Origin of the sequence: Burkholderia sp. MSMB1072, assembly GCF_001524725.1 — a bacterium.
GTDB lineage: Bacteria > Pseudomonadota > Gammaproteobacteria > Burkholderiales > Burkholderiaceae > Burkholderia.
On record NZ_LOYC01000009.1, the window covers coordinates 407,052 to 429,444 of the forward strand.

General features: G+C 69.8%; 16 protein-coding genes. 6 read left to right on the top strand and 10 right to left on the bottom strand.

The window, feature by feature from the left end:
* Positions 1 to 125: 125 nt before the first annotated feature.
* From WS89_RS03890 to WS89_RS03905, 4 genes are read right to left on the bottom strand one after another with little or no spacing between them, the layout of a single operon-like run.
* Positions 126 to 4,313: a bifunctional nitrate reductase/sulfite reductase flavoprotein subunit alpha gene (locus WS89_RS03890; protein WP_059789554.1), complete on the bottom strand. Its 4,188-nt coding sequence runs from the start codon at positions 4,311 to 4,313 to the stop codon at positions 126 to 128.
* A gap of 16 nt (positions 4,314 to 4,329) precedes the next feature.
* Positions 4,330 to 4,674: a nitrite reductase small subunit NirD gene (gene nirD, locus WS89_RS03895; protein WP_059505423.1), complete on the bottom strand. Its 345-nt coding sequence runs from the start codon at positions 4,672 to 4,674 to the stop codon at positions 4,330 to 4,332.
* 38 nt (positions 4,675 to 4,712) lie between these two features.
* On the bottom strand, positions 4,713 to 7,283 hold the full coding sequence (nirB, locus tag WS89_RS03900; protein WP_059789555.1) for a nitrite reductase large subunit NirB: 2,571 nt from the start codon (positions 7,281 to 7,283) through the stop codon (positions 4,713 to 4,715).
* A 21-nt stretch (positions 7,284 to 7,304) separates the two neighbouring features.
* Complete coding sequence (locus WS89_RS03905) at positions 7,305 to 8,630, bottom strand: MFS transporter (RefSeq protein ID WP_059789556.1); 1,326 nt, start codon at positions 8,628 to 8,630, stop codon at positions 7,305 to 7,307.
* A 661-nt stretch (positions 8,631 to 9,291) separates the two neighbouring features.
* Here WS89_RS03905 and cobA point away from each other — a divergent pair.
* The 6 genes from cobA to WS89_RS03935 all read left to right on the top strand — a co-directional run bounded on the left by cobA (position 9,292) and on the right by WS89_RS03935 (position 14,388).
* A complete protein-coding gene (cobA, locus tag WS89_RS03910; RefSeq protein WP_059789557.1) occupies positions 9,292 to 10,053 on the top strand; it encodes a uroporphyrinogen-III C-methyltransferase in 762 nt (253 codons plus the stop codon).
* A gap of 120 nt (positions 10,054 to 10,173) precedes the next feature.
* Positions 10,174 to 10,770: an ANTAR domain-containing response regulator gene (locus tag WS89_RS03915; protein WP_059789558.1), complete on the top strand. Its 597-nt coding sequence runs from the start codon at positions 10,174 to 10,176 to the stop codon at positions 10,768 to 10,770.
* A 5-nt stretch (positions 10,771 to 10,775) separates the two neighbouring features.
* Positions 10,776 to 11,828, top strand: a complete 1,053-nt coding sequence (locus tag WS89_RS03920; protein WP_059789559.1) for a CmpA/NrtA family ABC transporter substrate-binding protein — start codon at positions 10,776 to 10,778, stop codon at positions 11,826 to 11,828.
* A 121-nt stretch (positions 11,829 to 11,949) separates the two neighbouring features.
* A complete protein-coding gene (locus WS89_RS03925) occupies positions 11,950 to 12,549 on the top strand; it encodes a uracil-DNA glycosylase family protein (protein WP_059789560.1) in 600 nt (199 codons plus the stop codon).
* A gap of 80 nt (positions 12,550 to 12,629) precedes the next feature.
* Positions 12,630 to 13,571: a helix-turn-helix transcriptional regulator gene (locus WS89_RS03930; protein ID WP_059789561.1), complete on the top strand. Its 942-nt coding sequence runs from the start codon at positions 12,630 to 12,632 to the stop codon at positions 13,569 to 13,571.
* Between the two features lie 118 nt (positions 13,572 to 13,689).
* Positions 13,690 to 14,388 carry a fumarylacetoacetate hydrolase family protein gene (locus WS89_RS03935; RefSeq protein WP_034204722.1) on the top strand — a complete coding sequence of 233 codons (699 nt, stop codon included), beginning with the start codon at positions 13,690 to 13,692 and terminating at the stop codon, positions 14,386 to 14,388.
* A gap of 54 nt (positions 14,389 to 14,442) precedes the next feature.
* On the opposite strand, the gene WS89_RS03940 is transcribed toward WS89_RS03935, so the two are convergent.
* The 6 genes from WS89_RS03940 to pdxR form a co-directional block, all read right to left on the bottom strand.
* The gene (locus tag WS89_RS03940; RefSeq protein ID WP_059505523.1) at positions 14,443 to 14,982 is read right to left on the bottom strand and encodes a DUF4303 domain-containing protein; all 540 of its coding nucleotides are present in this window, start codon (positions 14,980 to 14,982) and stop codon (positions 14,443 to 14,445) included.
* A gap of 126 nt (positions 14,983 to 15,108) precedes the next feature.
* Positions 15,109 to 16,320: an MFS transporter gene (locus WS89_RS03945; RefSeq protein ID WP_059789562.1), complete on the bottom strand. Its 1,212-nt coding sequence runs from the start codon at positions 16,318 to 16,320 to the stop codon at positions 15,109 to 15,111.
* A gap of 228 nt (positions 16,321 to 16,548) precedes the next feature.
* Positions 16,549 to 18,135 carry a trypsin-like peptidase domain-containing protein gene (locus tag WS89_RS03950; RefSeq protein ID WP_179949843.1) on the bottom strand — a complete coding sequence of 529 codons (1,587 nt, stop codon included), beginning with the start codon at positions 18,133 to 18,135 and terminating at the stop codon, positions 16,549 to 16,551.
* Between the two features lie 355 nt (positions 18,136 to 18,490).
* Positions 18,491 to 19,396: a hypothetical protein gene (locus WS89_RS03955; RefSeq protein ID WP_059789564.1), complete on the bottom strand. Its 906-nt coding sequence runs from the start codon at positions 19,394 to 19,396 to the stop codon at positions 18,491 to 18,493.
* A gap of 50 nt (positions 19,397 to 19,446) precedes the next feature.
* Positions 19,447 to 20,286 carry a CPBP family intramembrane glutamic endopeptidase gene (locus WS89_RS03960; RefSeq protein WP_059789565.1) on the bottom strand — a complete coding sequence of 280 codons (840 nt, stop codon included), beginning with the start codon at positions 20,284 to 20,286 and terminating at the stop codon, positions 19,447 to 19,449.
* 490 nt (positions 20,287 to 20,776) lie between these two features.
* A complete protein-coding gene (gene pdxR / locus WS89_RS03965) occupies positions 20,777 to 22,255 on the bottom strand; it encodes a MocR-like pyridoxine biosynthesis transcription factor PdxR (RefSeq protein ID WP_059789566.1) in 1,479 nt (492 codons plus the stop codon).
* Positions 22,256 to 22,393: the final 138 nt, after the last annotated feature.

The window sequence follows — 22,393 nt, forward strand, 5'->3', positions numbered from 1 at the left end:
CCAGCCACGCCACGCGCAGCGTTCGCCATCGACGGCCGTCTCGGCGGTCCGGACGCCGGCGACCGGCCAGTCGCCGCGCGGAGCCCGCGTGCAGGCGCGGCGGCATCAAGTCGCCGCGCCTTCGTTCAATACACGTCCCGCATATAGCGCCGCGCCTTCGAAAGCCGCGCGACGTAGTCGTTCGCGGCTTCGTCGGACATGCCGCCGTGCTCGGCGACGACCGCCTTGAGCGCCGTATCGACGTCCTTGGCCATCCGCGCGGCGTCGCCGCACACGTAGAAGTGCGCGCCTTCCTCCAGCCAGGCGAACAGCTCGGCGCCGTGCTCGCGCATCCGGTCCTGCACGTAGATCTTGTCGGCCTGGTCGCGCGAGAACGCGAGATCGAGCCGCGTGAGGAATCCGCTGTCGTGCATCGCGCCCAGCTCGTCGCCGTAGTAGAAGTCGGTCTGCGCGTGCTGCTCGCCGAAGAACAGCCAGTTGCGCCCGCGCGCGCCGCGCGCCCGCCGCTCGTGCAGGAAGCCGCGGAACGGCGCGACGCCGGTGCCCGGGCCGACCATCACGATCGGCACGTCGCCGTTCACCGGCGGCCGGAAATGCGCGGACTTCTGCACGAACACGGGCACGCGGCCGTCGTCCGCGCGATCGGCGAGGAACGTCGACGCGACGCCTTTGCGCGCGCGCCGGCCGTTGTGATAGCGCACGGCCGACACGGTCAGGTGAATCTCGCCCTCGTGCGCGCTCGGGCTCGACGCGATCGAATAGAGGCGCGGCTGCATGCGCTTGAGCATGCCGACCAGCTCCGCAGCCGACAGTTCGACCGGAAACTCGTGCAGTACGTCCGCAAGCTGTTGCCCCCACAACCACTGCTTGAGGTCGGCCTTGCGGTCTTCGCCGAGCAGCGACTTCAGCGCGCCGTTCGCGCTGCGCGACGCGATGAAGGCCAGCGTGTCCGGATGCGGGCGCGTGATGTCGAAGTGGCGCGCGAGCGCATCGCCGAGCCGGATATCGCCGATGCCCGCCACCGACACGGGCGCATCGGCCTTCAGCGCGGTGACGGACAGCAATTCGTCGACCAGTTCCGGACAGTTGGTGGGCCATACGCCCAGCGCGTCGCCGGTTTCGTATTCGAGGTTCGCGCCCTGGGTCGACAGCGACACGTAGCGCGTGTCTTTCGCGGCGCCCGGCCGGTTCAGCCGCAGGTTCGCGACGAGCTTCGACGGCGCCGGATGCGCCTTCGTCGGCAGCAGCCCCGACGGGCTCATCGCGCCGGACGGCACCGCGTGCAACGCGGCATCGGCCTCCTTGATCCGCGCGACGACGCGCTCGAGCCACCGGTCGGCATCGTGCTGGAATTCGACGTCGCAATCGACGCGCGCGCACAGGCGCACCGCGCCGAGCTCCGCGAGCCGCGCGTCGAGCCGGCGGCCGTGGCCGCAGAACTGGTCGTAGTTGCGGTCGCCGAACGCGAGCACCGCGAAATGCACGCCGTCGAGGCGCGCGGCGCTGCCGGCCTGCAGCGCGTCCCAGAACTCGCTGCCGTTGTCGGGCGCATCGCCGTCGCCGAACGTGCTGGTCATCAGCAGCACGTATTGCGCACCGGCCAGCGACGTGACCGGATAGTCGGACATGCACGCGGTGCGGATCTCGAAGCCCGCGTTCATCAGCTTCGTCGCGTAATCCTCGGTCAACGATTCGATGTTGCCGGTCTGCGATGCCCACAGCAGCACGACCTTCGGGCGCGGGCGCACGATGCGCACGCCGCCGGACGCGGCGGCGTCGGGCGGCAGCGCGGGCGCCGCGGCGCTCTGCGCGCCGGCAGGCAGCGAGCGGCTGAACAGGCCCGCTAGCATGCCGTCGAGCCAGAACCGCACGGGCGCCGTCAACGGCGCGCCGGCCGGCAGCACCGGCACGCCGCCTTCGCGACGGCCGGCACTCGCCTTCAGCCCGCTGACGAGGCCTGCCACGTACAGGCGCTCCGTATCGGTCAGCGGCGGCGGCGCGAGATCGGCGACGCCGAGCGCGGCCGCGAAAGTGTCGATGTCTGCCATGTCGGATTCCTGTGAGGCTGCGGCCTGCGCGATTGCCGGCGCGGGCCGCGCGTCGTCGGCGCATGTATCGGGTTGCGCGGTGTCGTCGGCGGCGGACGCGCACGCGTCGGCCTCGACGCGCCGCAGCGCGACCGCGCAGTATTTCAGTTCGGGTTGCTGCGATTCCGGGTCGATCGCGTCGTTCGTCACCGCGTTGATGCACAGGTCGTCGCCGTATACGTCGTTCCAGTGCATCGGCGCGAAGCAGTTGCCGCGCCGCACGCGCTCGGTCACGACGGCCGGCAGCACCGCGCGGCCGCGCGCCGAACGGATCTCGACGCTGTCCTTCGCGGCGATGCCGAGCGCGCCGGCATCGTCCGGGTGCAGTTCGACGAACGGGCGCGGGTTGAGCTTGTTCAGCATCGCGACCTTGCCCGTCTTCGTCATCGTGTGCCACTGATGCTGCAGCCGCCCGGTGTTCAGCACGATCGGGAACGTGTCGTCGGGCAGTTCGGCCGGATCGACGTGCGGCCGCGCGAAAAAGCGCGCCTTGCCCGACGGCGTCGGGAACGCGATGCGCGGGGCGTCGCTGCCGTCGGCCGCCGTGCGCAGCGGCTGGCTCACGCCGTCGTTCAGGTAGCGGATCGGATGCCGCTCGCGTGCGGCGCCCGGTGCGACGGGCCACTGCACGGGCCCCTCGCGCAGCGCCGCATGGCTCGCGCCGCGCAGGTCGTAGCCGGTCGCCGGATTCGAGAAACGGACGATCTCGTCGAACACGTCGGCCGCCGACGCATAGTCGAACGCGTCGCCGAAGCCCATCGCGCGTGCGACTTCCGCGACGATGCGCCAGTCGGGCAGCGCGTCGCCGGGCGGCGCGACCGCCGCGCGCATCAGCGTCATGTTGCGCTCGGAGTTGATCATCACGCCATCGCCTTCGGCCCACAGCGCGCCGGGCAGCAGGATGTCCGCGTAGCGGTTGGTCTCGGTGTCGAGGAACGCGTCCTGCGCGATCACGAGCTCCGCCGCCTGCAGCCCGGCAATCACGTTGCGCCGGTTCGGCACGGTCGCGACCGGGTTCGTGCAGACGATCCAGCATGCCTTGATGTCGCCGGCCGCCATGCGCGCGAACAGGTCGACCGTGCCCTTGCCCGTATCCTTGCGCAGCGTGCCGGCCGGCACGCGCCACAGGTTCTCGACGAAGCGGCGATCGTCGTCGGATGCCACCGAGCGCTGGCCGGGCAATCCCGGCCCCATGTAGCCCATCTCGCGCCCGCCCATCGCGTTCGGCTGGCCGGTCAGCGAGAACGGCCCGCTGCCCGGGCGGCAGATCTTGCCGGTCGCGAGATGCAGGTTGCAGATCGCGTTGGTGTTCCATACGCCGTGCGTGCTCTGGTTGAGCCCCATCGTCCAGCAGCTCGTCCATTCCTGCGCGTCGCCGATCCATTGCGCGGCCGTGCGAATGTCCGCTTCGGCCAGCCCCGTGATCTCGGCAACGCGCTCGGGCGTGTAGTCGGCAAGGAACGCGGGCATCGCGTCCCAGCCCTCGGTGTATGCAGCGATGAACGCGGCGTCGGTGCGGCCGTTCGCATGCAGCAGATGCAGGAGCCCGTTGGTGAGCGCGAGATCGGTGCCCGGCCGGATCTGCAGGAACAGGTCGGCCTTGTCGGCGGTCGCTGTGCGGCGCGGATCGACCACGATCAGCTTCGCGCCGGCCTTCACGCGATCCATCATCCGCAGGAACAGGATCGGGTGACAGTCGGCCATGTTCGCGCCGATCACGAAGAACAGGTTCGCGCGGTCGAAATCCTGGTACGACCCGGGCGGGCCGTCCGCGCCGAGCGACTGCTTGTAGCCGGTGCTCGCGCTCGCCATGCACAGGCGCGAGTTCGACTCGATGTTGTTGGTGCCGACGAAGCCCTTCGCGAGCTTGTTCACGAGGTATTGCGCCTCGATCGACATCTGCCCCGACACGTAGAACGACAGCGCGTCGGGCCCGTGCGTATCGAGCACCGCGCGCAGCCGCCGTGCAGTCTCGGCGAGCGCGTCGCGCACCGGCAGCGGCACGAGATCGTCCTCCCGCGCGCGCCGCACGAACGCGCGGTCGAGCCGCCCCGAGCGACGCAGCGCGACGTGCGCCGACGAACCCTTCGTGCACAGCCGCCCGAAGTTGGTGGGATGGTCGGCGTCGCCGGACACCTTGACGACTTCGCCCTCCTCGACGTGCAGCACCATCCCGCAGCCGACGCCGCAGTACGGGCACACGCTCTTGACGGGGGTGGCGGTCATGCGTGCTCCCGGGCGCTCAGGCCGCGATCCACACGAAGCCGTCCTCGACCCGCGACGGATACGCGTTCACCGACTGCTCGGGCGCTTCCAGGCATTCGCCGGTACGCAGGTCGAAGTGCTGCTTGTACAGCGGCGATGCGACCACGATGCGCTCGCCGAGGCTGCCGATCAGCCCGCGCGACATCACGGCGGCCTGCGACACCGGGTCGACGTTGTCGATCGCGAACACGCCGCCGTCGGGATGGGCGACGTGAAACACCGCGACCTGCTCGCCGTTGACGAGCGCGCACACGCCGGTGTTCGGCACGATGTCGTCGAGCGGGCACACGCGGGTCCAGGACAGCGGAAGACGATCGTTCATGATGGGCTCCTTGAAAATGACGCTGGTGTCGGCGAGGGTCAAACGGTTGCGGGTTCGGCGACGACGGGAATCGACACGGGCTTGCCGCCCGCGCGTTCGCCGGGCGTCGCGGGCCGGATCTGGCCGCGCGTCTCGACGAATTCGATGGTCGTGTCCGGCGCGTCGCTGTTCACGAAGTGGCGGAAGCGCTTGCGTGTTTCCGGATCGGTGACGGCTCTCTTCCACTCGCACTCGTAGGTGTCGATCACGTGCTGCATGTCGGCTTCGAGTTCGGCCGCGATCGCGAGCGTGTCGTTCACGACGACGTCGATCAGGTAGTCGAGGCCGCCTTCGAGGTTGTCGCGCCACACGCTGGTGCGTTGCAGGCGGTCGGCCGTGCGCACGTAGAACATCAGGAAGCGGTCGATGTAGCGGATCAGCGTGTCACGATCGAGATCGGACGCGAGCAGTTCCGCGTGGCGCGGCTTCATCCCGCCGTTGCCGCACACGTACAGGTTCCAGCCCTTCTCGGTCGCGATGACGCCGACGTCCTTGCCCTGCGCTTCCGCGCACTCGCGCGTGCAGCCGGACACGCCGAACTTGATCTTGTGCGGCGCGCGCAGCCCCTTGTAGCGATTCTCCAGATCGATCGCGAGGCCGACCGAATCGTCGACGCCGTAGCGGCACCACGTCGACCCGACGCACGATTTCACGGTGCGCAGCGCCTTGCCGTACGCGTGCCCCGACTCGAAGCCGGCCGCGATCAGCTCCTCCCAGATCGACGGCAACTGCTCGACGCGCGCGCCGAACAGGTCGACGCGCTGGCCGCCCGTGATCTTCGTGTACAGGCCGTATTTTTTCGCGACCTGGCCGACCGCGATCAGCCCTTCCGGCGTGACTTCGCCGCCCGGCATGCGCGGCACCACCGAATACGTGCCGTCGCGCTGGATGTTCGCGAGGTAGTAGTCGTTCGAATCCTGCAGCCCCGCGTGCTCCTTCTTCAGCACGAACTCGTTGAAACACGACGCGAGGATGCCTGCGACGGCCGGCTTGCAGACGTCGCAGCCGAGCCCGCGGCCGTGCTTGCGCAGCAGTTCGTCGAACGTCGTGATGCGCTCGACGCGGATCAGGTGGAACAGCTCCTGGCGCGAATGCGCGAAGTGCTCGCACAGATGATTGTTGACCGCGAGGCCCTGCTTCTTCATCTCGGCCTTCATGATCTGCGTGACGAGCGGCACGCAGCCGCCGCACGACGTGCCGGCGCCGGTGCACGTCTTCAGCGCGCCGAGGCTCGTCGCGCCGTCGGCCACGGCCGCGCAGATCTGCGACTTCGACACGTTGTTGCACGAGCAGATCTGCGCGGCCGCGGGCAGCGCGTCGACGCCGATCGCCGGCTTCGCCGCGCCGTCCGACGACGGCAGGATCAGGAATTCCGGCGACTCGGGCAGCTCGATGCGGTTCAGCATCATCTGCAGCAGCGTGCCGTACTCGGCTGCATCGCCAACCATCACCGCGCCGTGCAGGAACTTGCCGCAGTCGGACACCACGAGCTTCTTGTAGACCTGGCGGCGCTCGTCCGCATACTGGTAGGTGCGGCTGCCGGCCGTCGTGCCGTGCGCGTCGCCGATGCTCGCGACGTCGACGCCCATCAGTTTCAGCTTCGTGCTCATGTCGGCGCCTGCGAACGCAGCGGCGGCGGCGTCGGCCGCGCCGCCGAGCTGTTTCGCCACCACGCGAGCCATGTCGTAGCCGGGCGCGACGAGGCCGTACACCGTCCCGTTCCAGGCCGCGCATTCGCCGATCGCGTAGATATCGGCGTCGCTCGTGCGGCATGAGTCGTCGATCGCGACGCCGCCGCGCGGGCCGATCTCGAGCCCGCACGCGCGGGCCAGTTCGTCGCGCGCGCGGATACCGGCCGAGAACACGATCATGTCGGTGTCGAGATGCGTGCCGTCGGCGAACGCCATCCGGTGCGCGCCTTCGTCGCCGTCGACGATTTCGAGCGTGTTCTTGCCGGTATGCACGGTCACGCCGAGCGCCTCGATCTTCGCACGCAGCATCCGGCCGCCGCCGTCGTCGACCTGCACGGCCATCAGGCGCGGCGCGAATTCGACCACGTGCGTGTCGAGCCCCATGTCGCGCAGCGCCTTCGCGCATTCGAGGCCGAGCAGCCCGCCGCCGATCACGACGCCGCGCTTCGCGTGCGCGCCGCACGCCTGCATCGCTTCGAGATCCTCGATCGTCCGGTACACGAAGCAGCCCGCGCGATCGCGGCCCGGCACCGGCGGCACGAACGGACGCGAGCCCGTGGCGAGCACCAGCTTGTCGTACGCGAGCGTTTCGCCCGACACGAGCGTGACCGTATGCGCGGCGCGGTCGATCGACGCGACTTGCGCGTTCACGCGCAGGTCGAACTGCGGATGGCGCTCGAAGAAGCCGGGCTCGACGAGCGACAGGTCGTCCGCCGACTTGCCCGCGAAGAATTCCGACAGGTGCACGCGATCGTAGGCCGGGCGCGGTTCCTCGCCGAGCACGGTGACCTGCAGCGCGCCGGCCGTGCCGGCTTCCGCCGCGATGCATTCGAGGAGCTTGTGGCCGACCATGCCGTGGCCGATGACGATGAGTTTCATGATGACGGTTCCTTCGGTCGATCAGTTCGCGGCGCTCGCGGCGGCCAGCGCGCGATCGCGCAGCTCGGCTTCGCGCGCCTTGTGTTCTTCGCTGAAGCGCACGGCCATCGCGCACAATGCGGTCGCGGTGACCGCGAGGCCAAGCAGGCTCAGCGTGTGCTGCACGTCGCCGACGCCCTTCAGCAGGAAGGCCGCGGCGACCGCGCCGACGTTGCCGCCCGCGCCGACGATCCCCGCGACGCCGCCGAGCGCCTTGCGGTCGATGAACGGCACGAGCGCGTAGGTCGCACCGCACGCCATGTGCGTGAAGAGGCCGAAGGTCAGCATCGCGACGAGAGCGATGCCGATGCCTTGCGCATGCGAGAACCAGATCAGCCCGAGCCCTTCGCCGACGATCAACGCGCACAGCAGCATCGCGCGCACGTCGAGGCTGCGGCGGGCGGCGATCTTGTCGGACAGCCAGCCGCCGAGCGCGCGGGCGAACAGTGCGAGCAGGCCGAACAGGCCGACCGCGAAGCCGGCGTCCTTCAGCGACAGCTTGAAGTGATCGACGTAGTACAGCGCGGCGATGTTGTGGATGAACACCTCGACGCCGAAGCAGGCGCCATACGTGACGAACAGCATCCACACGCGGTAGTTGCCGCAGGCGGCGAAGAAGCTCGCCCAGCCGCCCTTCTTGCCGCTGTCGACCGTCACGCCCTGCTTGCGCAGCGCGACGAAATCGCCTTGCGGGCAGTCCTGCGTGAAGCGCCAGTACGCCCACGCCATCGCGAGCATCGCCACGCCCGGCACGATCAGCGCGATGCGCCACGACGAACCCTCGCCGAAGCCGAGCATCAGGCCGGCGGCGACGAGCAGCGGCATCAGCGCCTGCGTCGCGCCCGCGCCGGCATTGCCCCAGCCGGCCGTCGTCGCGTTCGCGGTGCCGACCACGTTCGGCGCGAACATCACCGACGTGTGGTACTGCGTGATCACGAAGCCCGCGCCGATCGCGCCGATGCCGAGCCGGCAGATCAGGAACCACAGGTAATCGTGCGTGAACGACACGGCGAACACGGGGATCGCGCCGAGCAGCAGGAGCCCGGCATACACGCGGCGCGGGCCGAAGCGATCGCACATCGGGCCGACCAGCAGCCGCACCGCGATCGTCGCGGCCACCGCGGCGATGTTGATGTTCGCGACTTGCGCCGCCGTGAGATGGAATTCGCGCGCGATCAGCGGCATCAGCGGCGCGCACGCGAACCACGCGAAGAAGCATACGAAGAACGCCATCCACGTCAGATGGAACGCGCGCATCGGCGCGGTGCGGAAGCTGAAGAGATCGATACGGGTAGCTTTGTCGGTCATGTCATCCGCCAAACGAAAAACGGCGTCCTGCGCACCCGGTCTCGTCGAGAGACCCGATGCGTAGGACGCCGTTGCCCATGAAGCCCGTTGCCGGGCGCTTCTGTTGATCGGTACTGCAGGCGAATCGCCGTTGATCCGCTCGCACCAGCTTATGCAAACGCCATGCCATATCGGCCCGAATCGCGCCGGCAGCCCCGCCGCGCAAGGCTCGCCGGCCAACATGCGCCGCGCTCCGGCACGCGGCGCGCGATGCGTCGCGATGCAGCGAGGCACAGATGTGGTGCGCTGCAGCACTGTCACCGTGCGACATTGCGGTGCGCGCCGACGGGGCGCGATGCACGCCGATGCGGCATCGCGACGGCCGGCGCGCGGCAAGGGCATGCATGCGCGCGGCCATCGCGCGGTGCGTCGCGGCACGCGATGCCCACGCATGGGGCCGGTTGGCCCGGATATTGCTGAACCCCGTGCATCACACCGGCAACGGCGCCGGTGGGCAGTCCCCGCAAAACCCTGCTCGTGCTTCACGCGAGCCTCCAGGACAACGGCGTCCCTCCGCGCTCGGCCACGGCCGGATGCCGGTGCGTTTCGACCGCCCGCCGCCGCCGCGCAACAACGCGTTATCAGACCGCCGCAGGGATGCGATGCGGCACAGGAACACGACATGACGACAGGCAAAGTCACGCTGCTGGGCGCCGGCCCCGGCGATCCCGATCTCCTCACGCTGAAGGCGGTGAAGGCGCTGGCCGCTGCCGACGTGCTGCTGCTCGACGATCTCGTCGCGCCCGGCATCGTCGAACTCGCGCCGCAGGCGCGCGTGATCCGCGTCGGCAAGCGCGGCGGCTGCCGCTCCACGCCGCAGGCGTTCATCGAGAAGCTGATGCGCCGCCACGCGTTGCGCGGCGCGCACGTGGTGCGCGTGAAAGGCGGCGACGCGCTGCTGTTCGGGCGCGCCGGCGAAGAACTCGCGACGCTGCGTGCGGCCGCGATTCCCGTGGAGATCGTCAACGGCATCTCGTCGGGATTCGCCGCCGCCGCGAGCCTCGGCATCTCGCTCACGCACCGCGAGCACTGCCAGGGCGTCACGTTCGTCACCGCGCACCGCCAGGACCACGGCGAACCCGACTGGGCACGGCTCGCGGCGACCGGCACCACGCTCGCGATCTACATGGGGATGAGTCGCGTCGACCGCATCGCGGCGGGCCTGCTCGCCGCGCTGCCGGCGTCGACGCCGGCGGCGGCGGTGCAATGGGCCGGCACGCCCGACGAGCGCCGCTGGACCGGCACGCTCGGCACGCTCGCGGGCGGCATCGAAGCCGCGCGGCTCGGCAGCCCGGCCGTGATCCTCGTCGGCGGCGCGATCGGCGTAGCGGCCGCCCAGAGCGCGGACGCGGCAACCGGCGCGGCGCTTGCGCGGGCCGCCTGACGTGCGCGGCATCGCGCGGCTTCGGCCGCTCCCCGTTTCCTTCGCCGCCGGCCGCGCGTGCGGCCCGACTACATCGTTCGCCCCTTGCACCGACGCGTCACTGCCCCTGTTGCCCGCCACATGAGTTCGCCTGCCCTGCCCGCCCGCCTGCGCGTGCTGCTCGTCACCGATACCGACAAGCCGATCGGCGAACTCGGCGACGCGCTTTCGCGCCTCGGCTACGAGATGCTGAACGACGTCGCGACGCCCGCGCGCCTGCCGGTGGCCGTCGAGGAGCAACGCCCCGACGTCGTGATCATCGATACCGATTCGCCGTCGCGCGACACGCTCGAGCAACTCGCGGTCATGCATGCGACCGCGCCGCGCCCCGTGCTGATGTTCAGTCACGACGCCGACCAGGAACTGATCCGCGCGGCGGTCGGCGCGGGCGTCAGTGCGTATCTCGTCGAAGGGTTGTCGGCCGAGCGCCTCGCGCCGATTCTCGAAGTCGCGCTCGCACGGTTCTCGCACGACGACGCGCTGCGCCGCCGGCTGGCCGACGTCGAGCGCGAACTCGCGGAGCGCAAGCTGATCGATCGCGCGAAACGCGTGCTGATGGACCAGCGCAAGCTGTCCGAACACGACGCGTATGCGGCGCTGCGCAAGCGCGCGATGGATCAGGGCCTGCGCATCGTCGACGTCGCGCGACAACTGCTCGACGCGTCACCCCAGTCATGAGTGCAATGAAGACATCTCCTCCCGCCGCGCCGGAACGCGCACATCTTCGCCTCGGGTTCGTCGCACTCAGCGATGCGGCCCCGCTGATCGTCGCGCAGCGCCTGAACCTCGGCGCGCGCCACGGCCTCACGCTCGAACCGAGCCGCCAGCCGTCGTGGGCGGCCGTGCGCGACAAGCTGCTCAGCGGCGAGCTCGACGCCGCACATGCGCTGTACGGGCTCGTCTGCGGGCTGCAGCTCGGCATCGGCGGCCCGCAGGCCGACATGGCCGCGCTGATGGTGCTGAACCGCAACGGCCAGGCGATCACGTTGTCGCGCGGCCTCGCCGACGTGTACCGCCAAACCGCGAGCGTGCGCACCGCCTTCGCGACGCTCGGCCGCAAGCCGCTGCTCGCGCAGACCTTCCCGACCGGCACGCACGCGATGTGGCTAAACGCGTGGCTCGCGTCGCACGACGTCGATCCGCTGCGCGACGTGCGCAGCGTCGTGATTCCGCCGCCCGAGATGGTCGCCGCGCTCGCGGGCGGCGAGCTCGACGGCTTCTGCGCAGGCGAACCGTGGCATGCGGTCGCCGAAGCATGCGGCGCGGGCCGGACCGTTGCCGTCACGAGCGAGATCTGGCCCGATCATCCGGAGAAGGTGCTGGCGACCCGGCGCGACTTCGTCGCGCTGTATCCGGCCACCGCACGCGCGCTGATCCGCACGCTCGTCGATGCATGCGCGTGGCTCGACAGCGCCGCGCACCGCCGCGAGGCGGCCGACTGGCTTGCGTCGCCCGACGCGCTCGGCGTGCCGGCCCGGCTGATCGCGCCGCGCCTGCTCGGCGACTACGGCGCGGGGCCGTTCGCCACGCCGCCGCTGCCGATCCGCTTCCACGACGGCGGCGCGGTGAACCGGCCCGATCCGCGCGAGGGCCAGTGGTTCCTGTCGCAATACCGGCGCTGGGGCATGCTCGACGGCGCGCACGACGACGCAGGCATCGCCGCGGCGATCGCGCAGACCGCGTTGTATGATGCTGCGGTCGCCGAAGGCGGCGCAGCGGGCCCTTCGCGGGCGTGACGCGCGCCGCGCGGTGCAGCCGACGTGTGCTGCCGGGCCGGGGTGCCCGGCCGGTGCCCGCTCGTGCCGCTCGTGCCGGTCGCGCGACACCGCCTCGCCACTCCGTCCCCGCTCCGAATCGATGCCGAAACGAACGCGCGCGCCGCTCGACGTGCTGCTCACCGAAATCCGCGCGTGCCGTGCGTGCGAAAACGACCTGCCGCTCGGCCCGCGCCCGGTCGTGCGCGCGCATCGCGACGCGCGCATCCTGATCGTCGGCCAGGCGCCGGGCGCACGCGTCCATGCGAGCGGCATCCCGTGGGACGACGCGAGCGGCAAGCGGCTGCGCGACTGGCTCGGCGTCGAGCCCGACACCTTCTACGACGAGACGCGCTTCGCGATCGTGCCGATGGGCTTCTGCTACCCGGGCCGCGGCGCGAGCGGCGACAACCCGCCGCGCCCCGAATGCGCGCAACTGTGGATCGACCGGCTGGTGGCCGAACTGCCGTCGATCCGGCTCACGCTGCTGATCGGCCAGTACGCGCAGCGGCATTTCCTGCACGGCACGCGCAAGGCGACGCTGACCGACACCGTCCACGCGTGGCGCGACTACGGGCCCGCGATCCTGCCGCTGCCGCATCCGTCGCCGCGCAACCAGGCATGGTTCAAGCACCATCCGTGGTTCGACGCCGAGGTCGTGCCCGAGCTGCGGCGCCGGGTCGCGCCGCTCGTGGCGGGCTGACCGCGCAAGCGCCCGTCCCCGTTGCGCCCGGTTCGCTGTACCATCGCGGCTCAACCGCGTCACGAACAGCAGAATCCTTCATGCCCTCCACCGCCCCGCCGCGCCTGTACGGGATGCCCGAACGCAGCGACCGGCTCGATTTCTACATCCGCGACCAGGCGTCGCGCCAGGCGATCACCGAGCCGCACCGGCACGCGTATTTCCAGATCCAGTTCAACCTCGGCGGCGACACCGAGCAGCGCATCGGCGGCGTCACGCGGCCGTTTCCGCGCGGCGCGCTCGCGTTCGTGCTGCCGCACCGCGAGCACCTGATACCGCATCCGGAAGGCGCGCACTTCATCGTGATCAACTTCAGCCAGGCGTTCCTGCGCGCCGATCTCGACGTCGATCCGCTCGATCTCGAGGACGTGCCTGCGCACCGCTTCCCCGAACTGACGCCGTTCCGCTTCCAGGAGCACCTCGATTTCATCCTGACCGGCGACACGTACGACGAAGCGCGCCGCCTCGCGCTGTGCATGCTCGACGCCGACCGCGTGCGCACCTTCGGCTCGACCACGTTGCTGCGCGGCTACCTGCTGCAACTGATCGGGCTCGTCTGCACGCAGTACGCGGGCGCGCTCGACAAGCTCGCGCAGCGCGGCGCCCAGCGCGCCGGCCGGCGCGACGCGCTGGCCCGCGTGCTGCGCCACGTGCGTGCGAACCTGACCCGCGAGGACCTGACGCTCGCCGCGACCGCCGAAGCCGCGTTCCTCTCCCCGAACTACCTCGCGCACCTGGTCCGCAAGGAAACCGGCAGCACCTTCACCGATCTCGTGACCGAGCGCCGGATCGCGCTGGCGCAGTCGCTGCTGGCCCATACCAGCCGGCGCATCGCGGACATCGCACGCTCGGTCGGATTCCGCGACGAAGGGTATTTCGCGCGGCGCTTCCGCGCGCGGGTCGGCGTATCGCCGAAGGCCTATCGCGACGCGAACGCCGCGTTGCCCGACGGCGACGATGCGCCGGGCGCCGCCGACGCGTAGTTTTGTCCCGGTAAAACGTAGTTGCGTCGCATCCGGGCGCACGCGCGTCGGGTATCGTTGCACGCATGCCGGCGCGGTGCGCCGGCCATCCGTCTTCCTGCCGAACGAGGGCCATCCGATGTCCGCCTATGTCATCGACGCCGCCGAGCGTCCTTCCGTCGAAGTCGACCAGTCGTCCGCGCGCTTTCCGGTGCGCCGCGTATTCTGCGTCGGCCGCAACTACGCCGATCACGCCCGCGAAATGGGCGCCGACCCCGACCGCGAGCCGCCGTTCTTCTTCACGAAACCGGCCGACGCGATCGTCCCGGCCAGCGGCACGGTCGCCTATCCGCCGCTGACGAACGATCTCCATCACGAAATCGAGCTGGTCGTCGCGATCGGCAAGGACGGCCGCTCGATCGATCCGGCCGACGCGCTGTCGCACGTGTGGGGCTACGGCGTCGGCGTCGATCTCACGCGCCGCGACCTGCAGGCCGAAGCGAAGAAACTGAGCCGCCCGTGGGACTGGGCGAAGGGTTTCGACGCATCGGGCCCCGTGACCGCGCTGCGCGCGGCGACGGCCACCGGCCATCCGGCCGCCGGCCGCATCTGGCTTGCGGTCAACGGCGACACGCGCCAGCAAGGCGACCTCGCCGACATGATCTGGGCCGTGCCCGACGTCATCGCGTACGTGTCGCGCTCGGTCGAACTGAAGGCCGGCGACCTGATCTTCACCGGCACGCCGGCAGGCGTGGGCGCGCTGCAGCCGGGCGACCGCGTGACGGGCGGCGTCGACGGCATCGCGACGTTCGAATTCGTGGTCGGCGCGAAGCCGTAACGGCGCTTGCGGGGCGGCCGCCTGCCCGGGCCGCCCACGATACCCCGATGCCGGTCAAGCGTACCGGCGCAGGAAGGCGTCGGCGACGGCCGGCGGATTCAGCGCTTTCGCCGATGCGTTTTCCAGCGCCTCGGCTGCGTCGTCGTCGCCGATCGACACGAACAGCGTGATGGCCGCCCGGTCGTCGCCCGTGCCGAATACGCCGTCGCGATCGAGCAGGCGCAATGCCTCGATCATGTCGGCGTGCAGTTGCCGCGAAAATTCGGCGAATCGCGACCGGACGAACTGCGGGCTCAGCACTTCGTCGGCCAGCCTGCCGCAGATCGCGTTGAACGGCGACGCCTCGGCCGCCGCGTACGCCCATTCGGAAACACCCCACACGAACCGCGGATCGTCGTCCGCCACCGCCTGCTGCGCACAGATCCGGCGCAGCCCTTCGACCGAATTGGCTGCCGGCGCCACCGTCATCGCGCCGCTGTCGGTGTACAACGCAAACGCGTAGAAATGCTCGTCCGGGTGCAACGCCCGCAGCGCCCTGAAGGTCGCCCTCGCGGCATCGGCAATGTCCCGCTGGAAATCAGAAAAGTCGCTCATCGCATCCTCGCCCAGTCGCCCTTCGTGCTCGTCGGGACACGCGGCGCGCGGATCGTGCATCGTCTCCCGGCATGCGGCGGATTGTCCGTCATTCGGCCGCCCGCCGGTACCAGGGCGCACCCGCGCTCACCGCCCGGCGTCCTGCGCGTCGAACGCCCGCACGCACACGGCGGCCGCCAGCGCGAGCGCCGCCGACAGCAGCATCGTCGCGAGCGGCAGGTAGCCCGCGTTGGCGGAGGTCAGCAGCGCGCCCGTCAGCGACGACAGCGCGGCGCCGCCGCCGATCGTCATCGCGCCGGCCAGCCCCGACGCGCTGCCCGCCAGTTCCGGCCGCACCGACACCGCGCCCGCATGGGCGCCGGGATTGCTCAGTCCATTGCCGATGCCGACCAGCACGCACGGCCCGAACCACGCGAGCGCGTGCGTCGCGCCGCCGAACACGAGCACGAGGCCGATCAGCGGGCCCGCACACGCCACGACCCGCCCGCACAGGATCGTCGTGGCCGGCGCAAGGCGGTGCGCGACCCGCGCGGCCACGAAGCTTCCGCACACGAACCCGGCCGTGATCGTCCCCATGTAGAAGCCGATCTCCGCCGGCGCGATGCCGAACAGCGTTTTCGCGGCGAGCGGCGCGCCGGCCAGAAACGCATGGAACGCACCCGTCGAAAACGCCATGCACAGCGCATAGGCCCAGAAACGGCGCGCACGCAGCAGCGCCGGATACGCGCGAAACTGCTGCCCGAAGCTCGACGGCCGGAGCGTATGGGTTTCGACGAGATCGAGCGCACACCAGGCGAACAGCGCGATGCCGACTGCGGCCAGCAGCCAGAAGCTCGCGCGCCAGCCGGCCGTCTGGTCGAGCGCGCCGCCGAGCGTCGGGCCGAGCATCGGCGCGAACGCGGCGGCCATCGCCGCATAGCCGATCCGGCTCGCCGCGCGCGCGCCGCCGCCGGCGTCGCGGATCGCCGCCATCGACACCGGATAAACCGACGTGATCGCCGCCTGCATCAGCCGGCAACCGAGAAACACGCGGATATCGGTCGCCATCGCGCAACCGAGCGAACCGAGCGCGAATATCGCGACGCTCGTCAGCACGACCGGGCGCCGCCCGAACCGGTCGGACAGCGGCCCCGTCACGCATTCGAGCGACGCGGCCACCGCCGCATACCCGCCGAGCGACAGCGCGACGAGCGCATAGTCGGTGTGCAGGTCGCGCACGATCGCCGGCAGCGACGGCAGGAACAGGCTCAGCGGCAGCACTGACAACGCGCACAGCAGGATCAACGTCGCATGCCGCGGCGACGCCGGGTCGGAAGCGGTCGACAGGTTCGATGCCAAGCGGATGCCCTCCCGCGCACGGGCCGCATGGCCGCGCGCAACACAAAAAAAAGCCCCCGAACGAGTCGGGGGCGCATGGGTGCCGGCGCGGTGCCGCTACCGGACCCTGCGCCTGTGGACTACTACGATGAAGCAAGCCGTTTTCATGCCGAATGGCTCCTGAATGCGTGGCGGACCGCCAGCGATACCGGACGATGTTAGGTGGACGAGCGCCCCCGCGTCAACGCCCTAACGCGTGCGCACCGAGACGAACTTCCGCGCGTTGTTGCGCTGGATCAGCACGGCGATCACGCTGCCGCCGTTCGCTTCGAGCGTCTGCACGTCGTCCGGCGTCTCGAGCAGCGTGTCGTTGAGCTCGAGCACGACGTCACCCGGCTGGATGCCTGCGCGCGCGGCCGGGCCGTGCGCCGCGTCCACCATCATCCCGACCGCGAGCCCCGTCGAACGACGCTCGTCGTCGCTCAACGCGTGCATCGTCAGTCCGAGACGGTCGCCGTGGTCGCCGCTGTCGCCTGCGCCGCCGGTACCCGGCTGCGGCCGCGCGGCGGCCTTCGGTGCGACCATGCCGATCGTCGCCACCGCGGTCCCGCCCGCCTCGTCGGCGCCTGTGATCGTCAGCGTCATCGGCGCACGGTTGCGAATCACGCGCAGCGGCGCCTTCCCGCCGGGCGGCAGCGCGGCGGCCAGGTCGTTCAGTTCGGCCGAGCGACCGATGGCCGTGTCGCCGATCTTCACGATCACGTCGCCGGGCTTCAGGCCGGCCGCGGCGCCCGGCGAGCCGGGCTCGACGCCGTTGACGAGCGCGCCTGCCGGGCGCGGCAGCCCGAACGCCGCGGCCAGACCGACGCCGACGTCCTGCACGTCGACGCCGAACGCATTGGCGGACGGCGCGCCCGGCGCGGGCGCCTGAGGCTGCTGCGCCTGCATCTGCGCCTGTTGTTGCGCGCGCAACTGGGCACGCGCCTTTGCCGCGAAAGCGATCGGGATGGCGAAGGTCGTGCTCGCGTAGCGGTCGGCGCCGGTATAGACCTGCACCGCGATGCCGATCACGTCGCCCGCGCGATTGAACACGGGGCCGCCCGAGTTGTCCGGGTTCGGTGCGATGTCGGTCTCGAAGAACGGGAATGCGCTGCCGTCCGGCAGCCGGCGCGACGTCGCGCTGACGATGCCGGCCGTGACCGTATTGCCCGACCCGTCCGGCGCGCCGATCGTCATCACCGGTTCGCCCGCGCGAACTTTCGACGAATCGCCGATGTGCACGAACGGCAGCTTCGTCGCGTCGACGCGCAGCACGGCCACATCGCTTTGCGGATCGACGGCGAGCACCGTCGCCTTGAATTCGCGGCGGTCGACGAGCCGCACCGTCACGTCGGTCGCCTCGTCGACCACATGGGCGGACGTGAGGATCAGTCCATCGGTGCTCACGATGAAGCCCGAGCCGCTGCCGGACACCGCGCGCGGCGCGGTATCGGGTGCCGGCGCCTGCGGCCCCTGTGCGGGCGGCGGTGCGCCATGGCGGAAGAACGCGGCGAGCGGATCGTCGGGATCGAGGATGGCAAAGGCCGGCCCGCCGGTTTGCGGATCGGGTGTGGCGGCCAGGATGGTCACGACCGCCGGGCCGTAGCGCTCGACGATCGCCGGGAAATCGACCGGCATCGCGTAAGGCGCGGCGGGTGGCCGCGCCTTCGTCGCCGGCGGTGCGGCGTGCGGTGCGAGGGTGCCGGCAACGGCGGCGGGCGGCGGCAAACATCCGGCAAACACGCCCCCGATCAACGCGGTGCGAAGCACGGCGCGAGCAAGCGTCTGGCAAACCACGGTGCACCTCCCCCGGGCAGTCGCGACGCCACCGTGCGCGAGACGCGCAGGCGCCCGACAAGCACCGGTACACCCAACCATTTATAGCCTACGCGCCGGGTGGAACATACGAATCGAAACCCGTATGCCGGGAGGTGCCGTGGCGGCGGAACCGCGACGGCGTTCGTTTCGAACAAAGCGCGCGGTTCGTCAATCCGAACATCCACCACGCATCGGTGCGGACGTCAGTGCCAGTGCCATCGTCGCAGTCTGCGGCCGGACATGCCACCCGCCGCGCATCGCAGACAGGTGGCCCGCACGCCGCAAACGGTCCGTCATCGGCCCCCGTCCATCGACGAGCCGGCACCGGCTCCGGTCAGTGGCACGACAACACCGCCACCCCGCCGACGCCTTGCGTGTTCGGCAACGCCGCCGTATAACCGACGGCCACCAGCGGCTGAGCCGCGTCATGTCCGACGACGATCGATTGAATCGTCGCAGGCCCGGTGGTCTTCAGCACGCCGTTCAACGGCACCTGCGTGTACGTCAGCCCGTATTGCGCGCCGTCCAGCTCGATCGACAGGTTCAGCGTGGTGAGCATGCGCGTGACCGGATCCAGCGTGGCCGAACTCGACACGAGCGCACCGCTCGTGTTGCCGTTGTTGCTCGCCACCGTATCGGCCATCACCTGGGTACACGAAAGCGGGCCGCCCGTGGCGGGCAACGACAGCGGCGTGCCGACCGCGTAGTGCACGCCCTGCGTATCGGTATACGTATTGCCGTCGGTGTCCATCGCGCGATTCCACCGGCCGATCGCCACATCGGTGCCGACGCCCTGGATGTCGGTCACGGCCCCATGGTCGAGCCCGAGGCAGTCGGTTGCCGCCGCCGACGACGCAAGCGTCGTAAACGCACCGCTTCCCTGCTGAACCAGGCTCGTCGCCGGCACATTGGCCGCCGTCATGTTGCGGTTCTTCGCGTAATCGCTCGGCAAATTCGGCACCACGAGCACCGCCAGTTGGCCGTTGCTCGTCGCGACCGGCGACGCAGCACCCGAATAGCTGAAGTTGCCGTTCGGTCGGCAAGCCGTCTGGACGGCAGGCTGGGGCGACGCGCCCGGCGCCGGCGCGGCGGGCGACGTGGCCGTCGGCGTTCCCGTCGTACCGTCGTTCGACGCGCTGCTTCCGGTATTGGCGGCGCCGCCGTCATCGCCGCCGCCACATGCCGTCAACATCAGTACCGTACTCGCCAGACCCACCAGACAGATTTGCTTGCCCCGCATGCTTCACCTCGTTTTCTCGTTGTAGAAACCCATCACCGTGTGCGCTCGTTTCACACGTTGTCGTTTGCCGGACGCGCCGGCACCATTCGCTGCGCATCCACCGCCTTGACCAGCCACCATGCGCCGACGCCGCCCGCCACGAGCGCGCCGAACCACCAGGAAGTCGGCCAGATCTCGAGCAGGCTCTCGCGGGTGAGGACGAACGGCGATTTCAGCGCGACGAGCACCACGGCCGTGTTGTAGCAGGCATGAATCAACATCCCCGGCAGCAGCGATCGGGTGACCGCATACAGCTTTCCGATCAGCAAACCGAGTCCGAATGCGAGCGCGAACTGATACACGTTCAAATGTGCAAGACCGAATACCGCTGCCGAATGGGCGATGGCCGTTCCCTCCGGATACTGTCGCAAGAAGCTGCGCAGCATCACGCCGCGAAACAGCATCTCCTCGAGTAGCGGCGCAATCGCGCAGGTCAATACGATCAGGCCGAGCCCGCCATTCACATAAACCTCGCGGGCTTCGTCCCGGGTTCCGGTCCACGGGAAAAATTGCCCGACGCCGACTTCGAGCACGCTCATCGCCACGAGCAATGCCGGTGTAATCAGCACGATGGGCGTGAAAAATCGCCCGATCGTCGTTCGCCAGGAATCGACGCTGTCGTGCAGCAAGCTGCGGTAGGTCAATTTGCCGTGATGGAGCAGCACCGTAAATACGAGACCATTCGCGAGCACTCGCCCGATGCTGGCGATTGCCATCGTCTGCAGCCCGGCGCTGCGGCCGGCCGACCAGATGATCGAGTTCATCAAATACTCGACCATGTTCAGCACGACGACGATAAAAAACGCTTCGAGCAGATTCGGGAAGCAATAAGAGCTTGAATCGGATTTCATCTGGATTTATACGATTTAGCAGGCGGCATACGCGGTAATCGCGCCCGGATGCCTGCAGCCGATCTCGTCCGATCGGCATTGTTATTTATCGGAGCACACGACGAACGTGACTCATTGCGGCCTGCCCGGCCTTTGCCCTCCCCCATCCAGCCATCGCGGGAAAGTAACCGTTTGTTACGGAGAGGGATCGTCGCTCATGGCACGAATCGTGGCAAGCGCCATTGACCATTCTTTACGATCGAAAAGACAAAACGCGCGAATCGGACTGCGCAATCAGCCGTCGTCAATATCGAGATATCGGCCGATCTTTTAAAATATTTAGCGATTTTCGGCCTGCCCGGCGTTTCAATATTTTTAAAGCACCGATTACCTGACGCACTGCTAACGCGCGACGAATTCCTTGTCGATTGTCACGGAGACCATCCCGTAAGCGCCGCGCGGCGGTAATCACGATCGAGTGGCGGGAAGTCGGAATCGCGCAACCATACCGTCACGCGCCACCCGCGGCCACCTGCTCCGCGATCGTCGACACCATCCGTAACATCGGCTCGAACGCATCGGCCGGCGTATTGCCGAAACCGAGCACGAGCCCGTTGCGGACCCGCTCCGCATCGATCGCGAAACCCGACAGCGGAAACGGGCCGATGCCATGCGCGCGCGCCGCTTCGACGATCGCGCGATCGCGATAACGCGCCGGCAGCCGCAACGCGAGATGCAGCCCGCACGGGCCGCCCTCGACCTGGTGCGGCACGCTCAGGCTGCTGTCGAGCGCGGCGAGCAGCAAACGCCGCCGGTCGCGATACAGCCTGCGCATCCGCCCGAGATGCCGGCCGTACTCGCCCGTCTCGATGAAATCGGCCAGCGCGAGCTGCACATGGCGCGTCCCGCCGCGCAGCATCTCCGGCAACGCCGGCCGCACGGCGGCCAGCAACGCGTCGGGCAGCACGAGAAAGCCGATCCGCAGCGCCGGAAACATCGTCTTGCTGAAAGAGCCGAGATAGACGACCGGCGAATCGGCCGCGAGCCCATGCATCGCGCCGATCGGCTCGCCGGTGTGACGGAATTCGCTGTCGTAGTCGTCCTCGATGATCCACGCGCGATGGCGGCGCGCCGCATCGATCAGCGCGAGCCGGCGCGAGATCGACAGCACGGCGCCGGTCGGGAACTGGTTCGACGGCGTCGTGTAGACGAGGCGCGGCGGTCGCTCGCGCCAGTCGTCCGGTTCCGCGCGCAGCCCTTCCGCGTCGACCGGCATCGGCACGACGTCGAGGTCGGCCGCCTGCATCGCGGTGCGCGCGCCACGATAGCCGGGCTCCTCGACCCACACCGTATCGCCCGGATTCGTCAGCAACTGCGCGCACAGCGCGATCGCCCCCTGCGCGCCCTCCGTGATCACGATCTGCTCGGGATCGCAGCGTACGCCGCGCGTGACGGCCAGGTGGCGCGCGATCGATTCGCGCAACGCGGGCTCGCCGAGCGGATCGCCGTACGCCAGCAGGTCGCGGCCGGCGCGGCGCAACGCGCGGTCGATCGCGTGCCGCCACGCGTCCACCGGGAAATGCGACAGCGCCGGCACGCCCGGCCGGAAGCCCTCCGATTCGCCGGCGCCGACGAGGCTCGCGCGAATCCGGCCGAGCCGCTGCGCGACGGTCGGCGGCGCGGCACGCCGGCGCGGCGGCGCCGGCCGCGACAGCCCGACGACCCGCGTGCCGCGACGGTCCGACTGCAGGAAGCCTTCGGCGACGAGCTGCTCGTACACGGCGGCCGTCGTATTGCGCGACACGCCGAGCGTTTCGGCCAGCGCGCGCGTGCCGGGCAGCCGCGTGCCGGCCGGCATCGCGCCGCCGAGAATCGCGTCACGCACGCGGCGCAGCAACTGGCGCTGCAGCGAAGGTGCGCCGGGCGTGCGCGCCAGCGGCGCATCGAGCGGCAGCAACGGCGCGCCTCCGGAAGGAAAGGCAGTCGTCATCGGGACATCGCAGCGTGAAAAGGTCGAACGTACGGTGAGCCGCGCACGGCTGACATGCCACCGATCGTGGCACCATAAATTTGCCGTTCGCTGGCGCTTCTCATGGTACCTCGCCAGGACTACGATCGTCTGCACGCC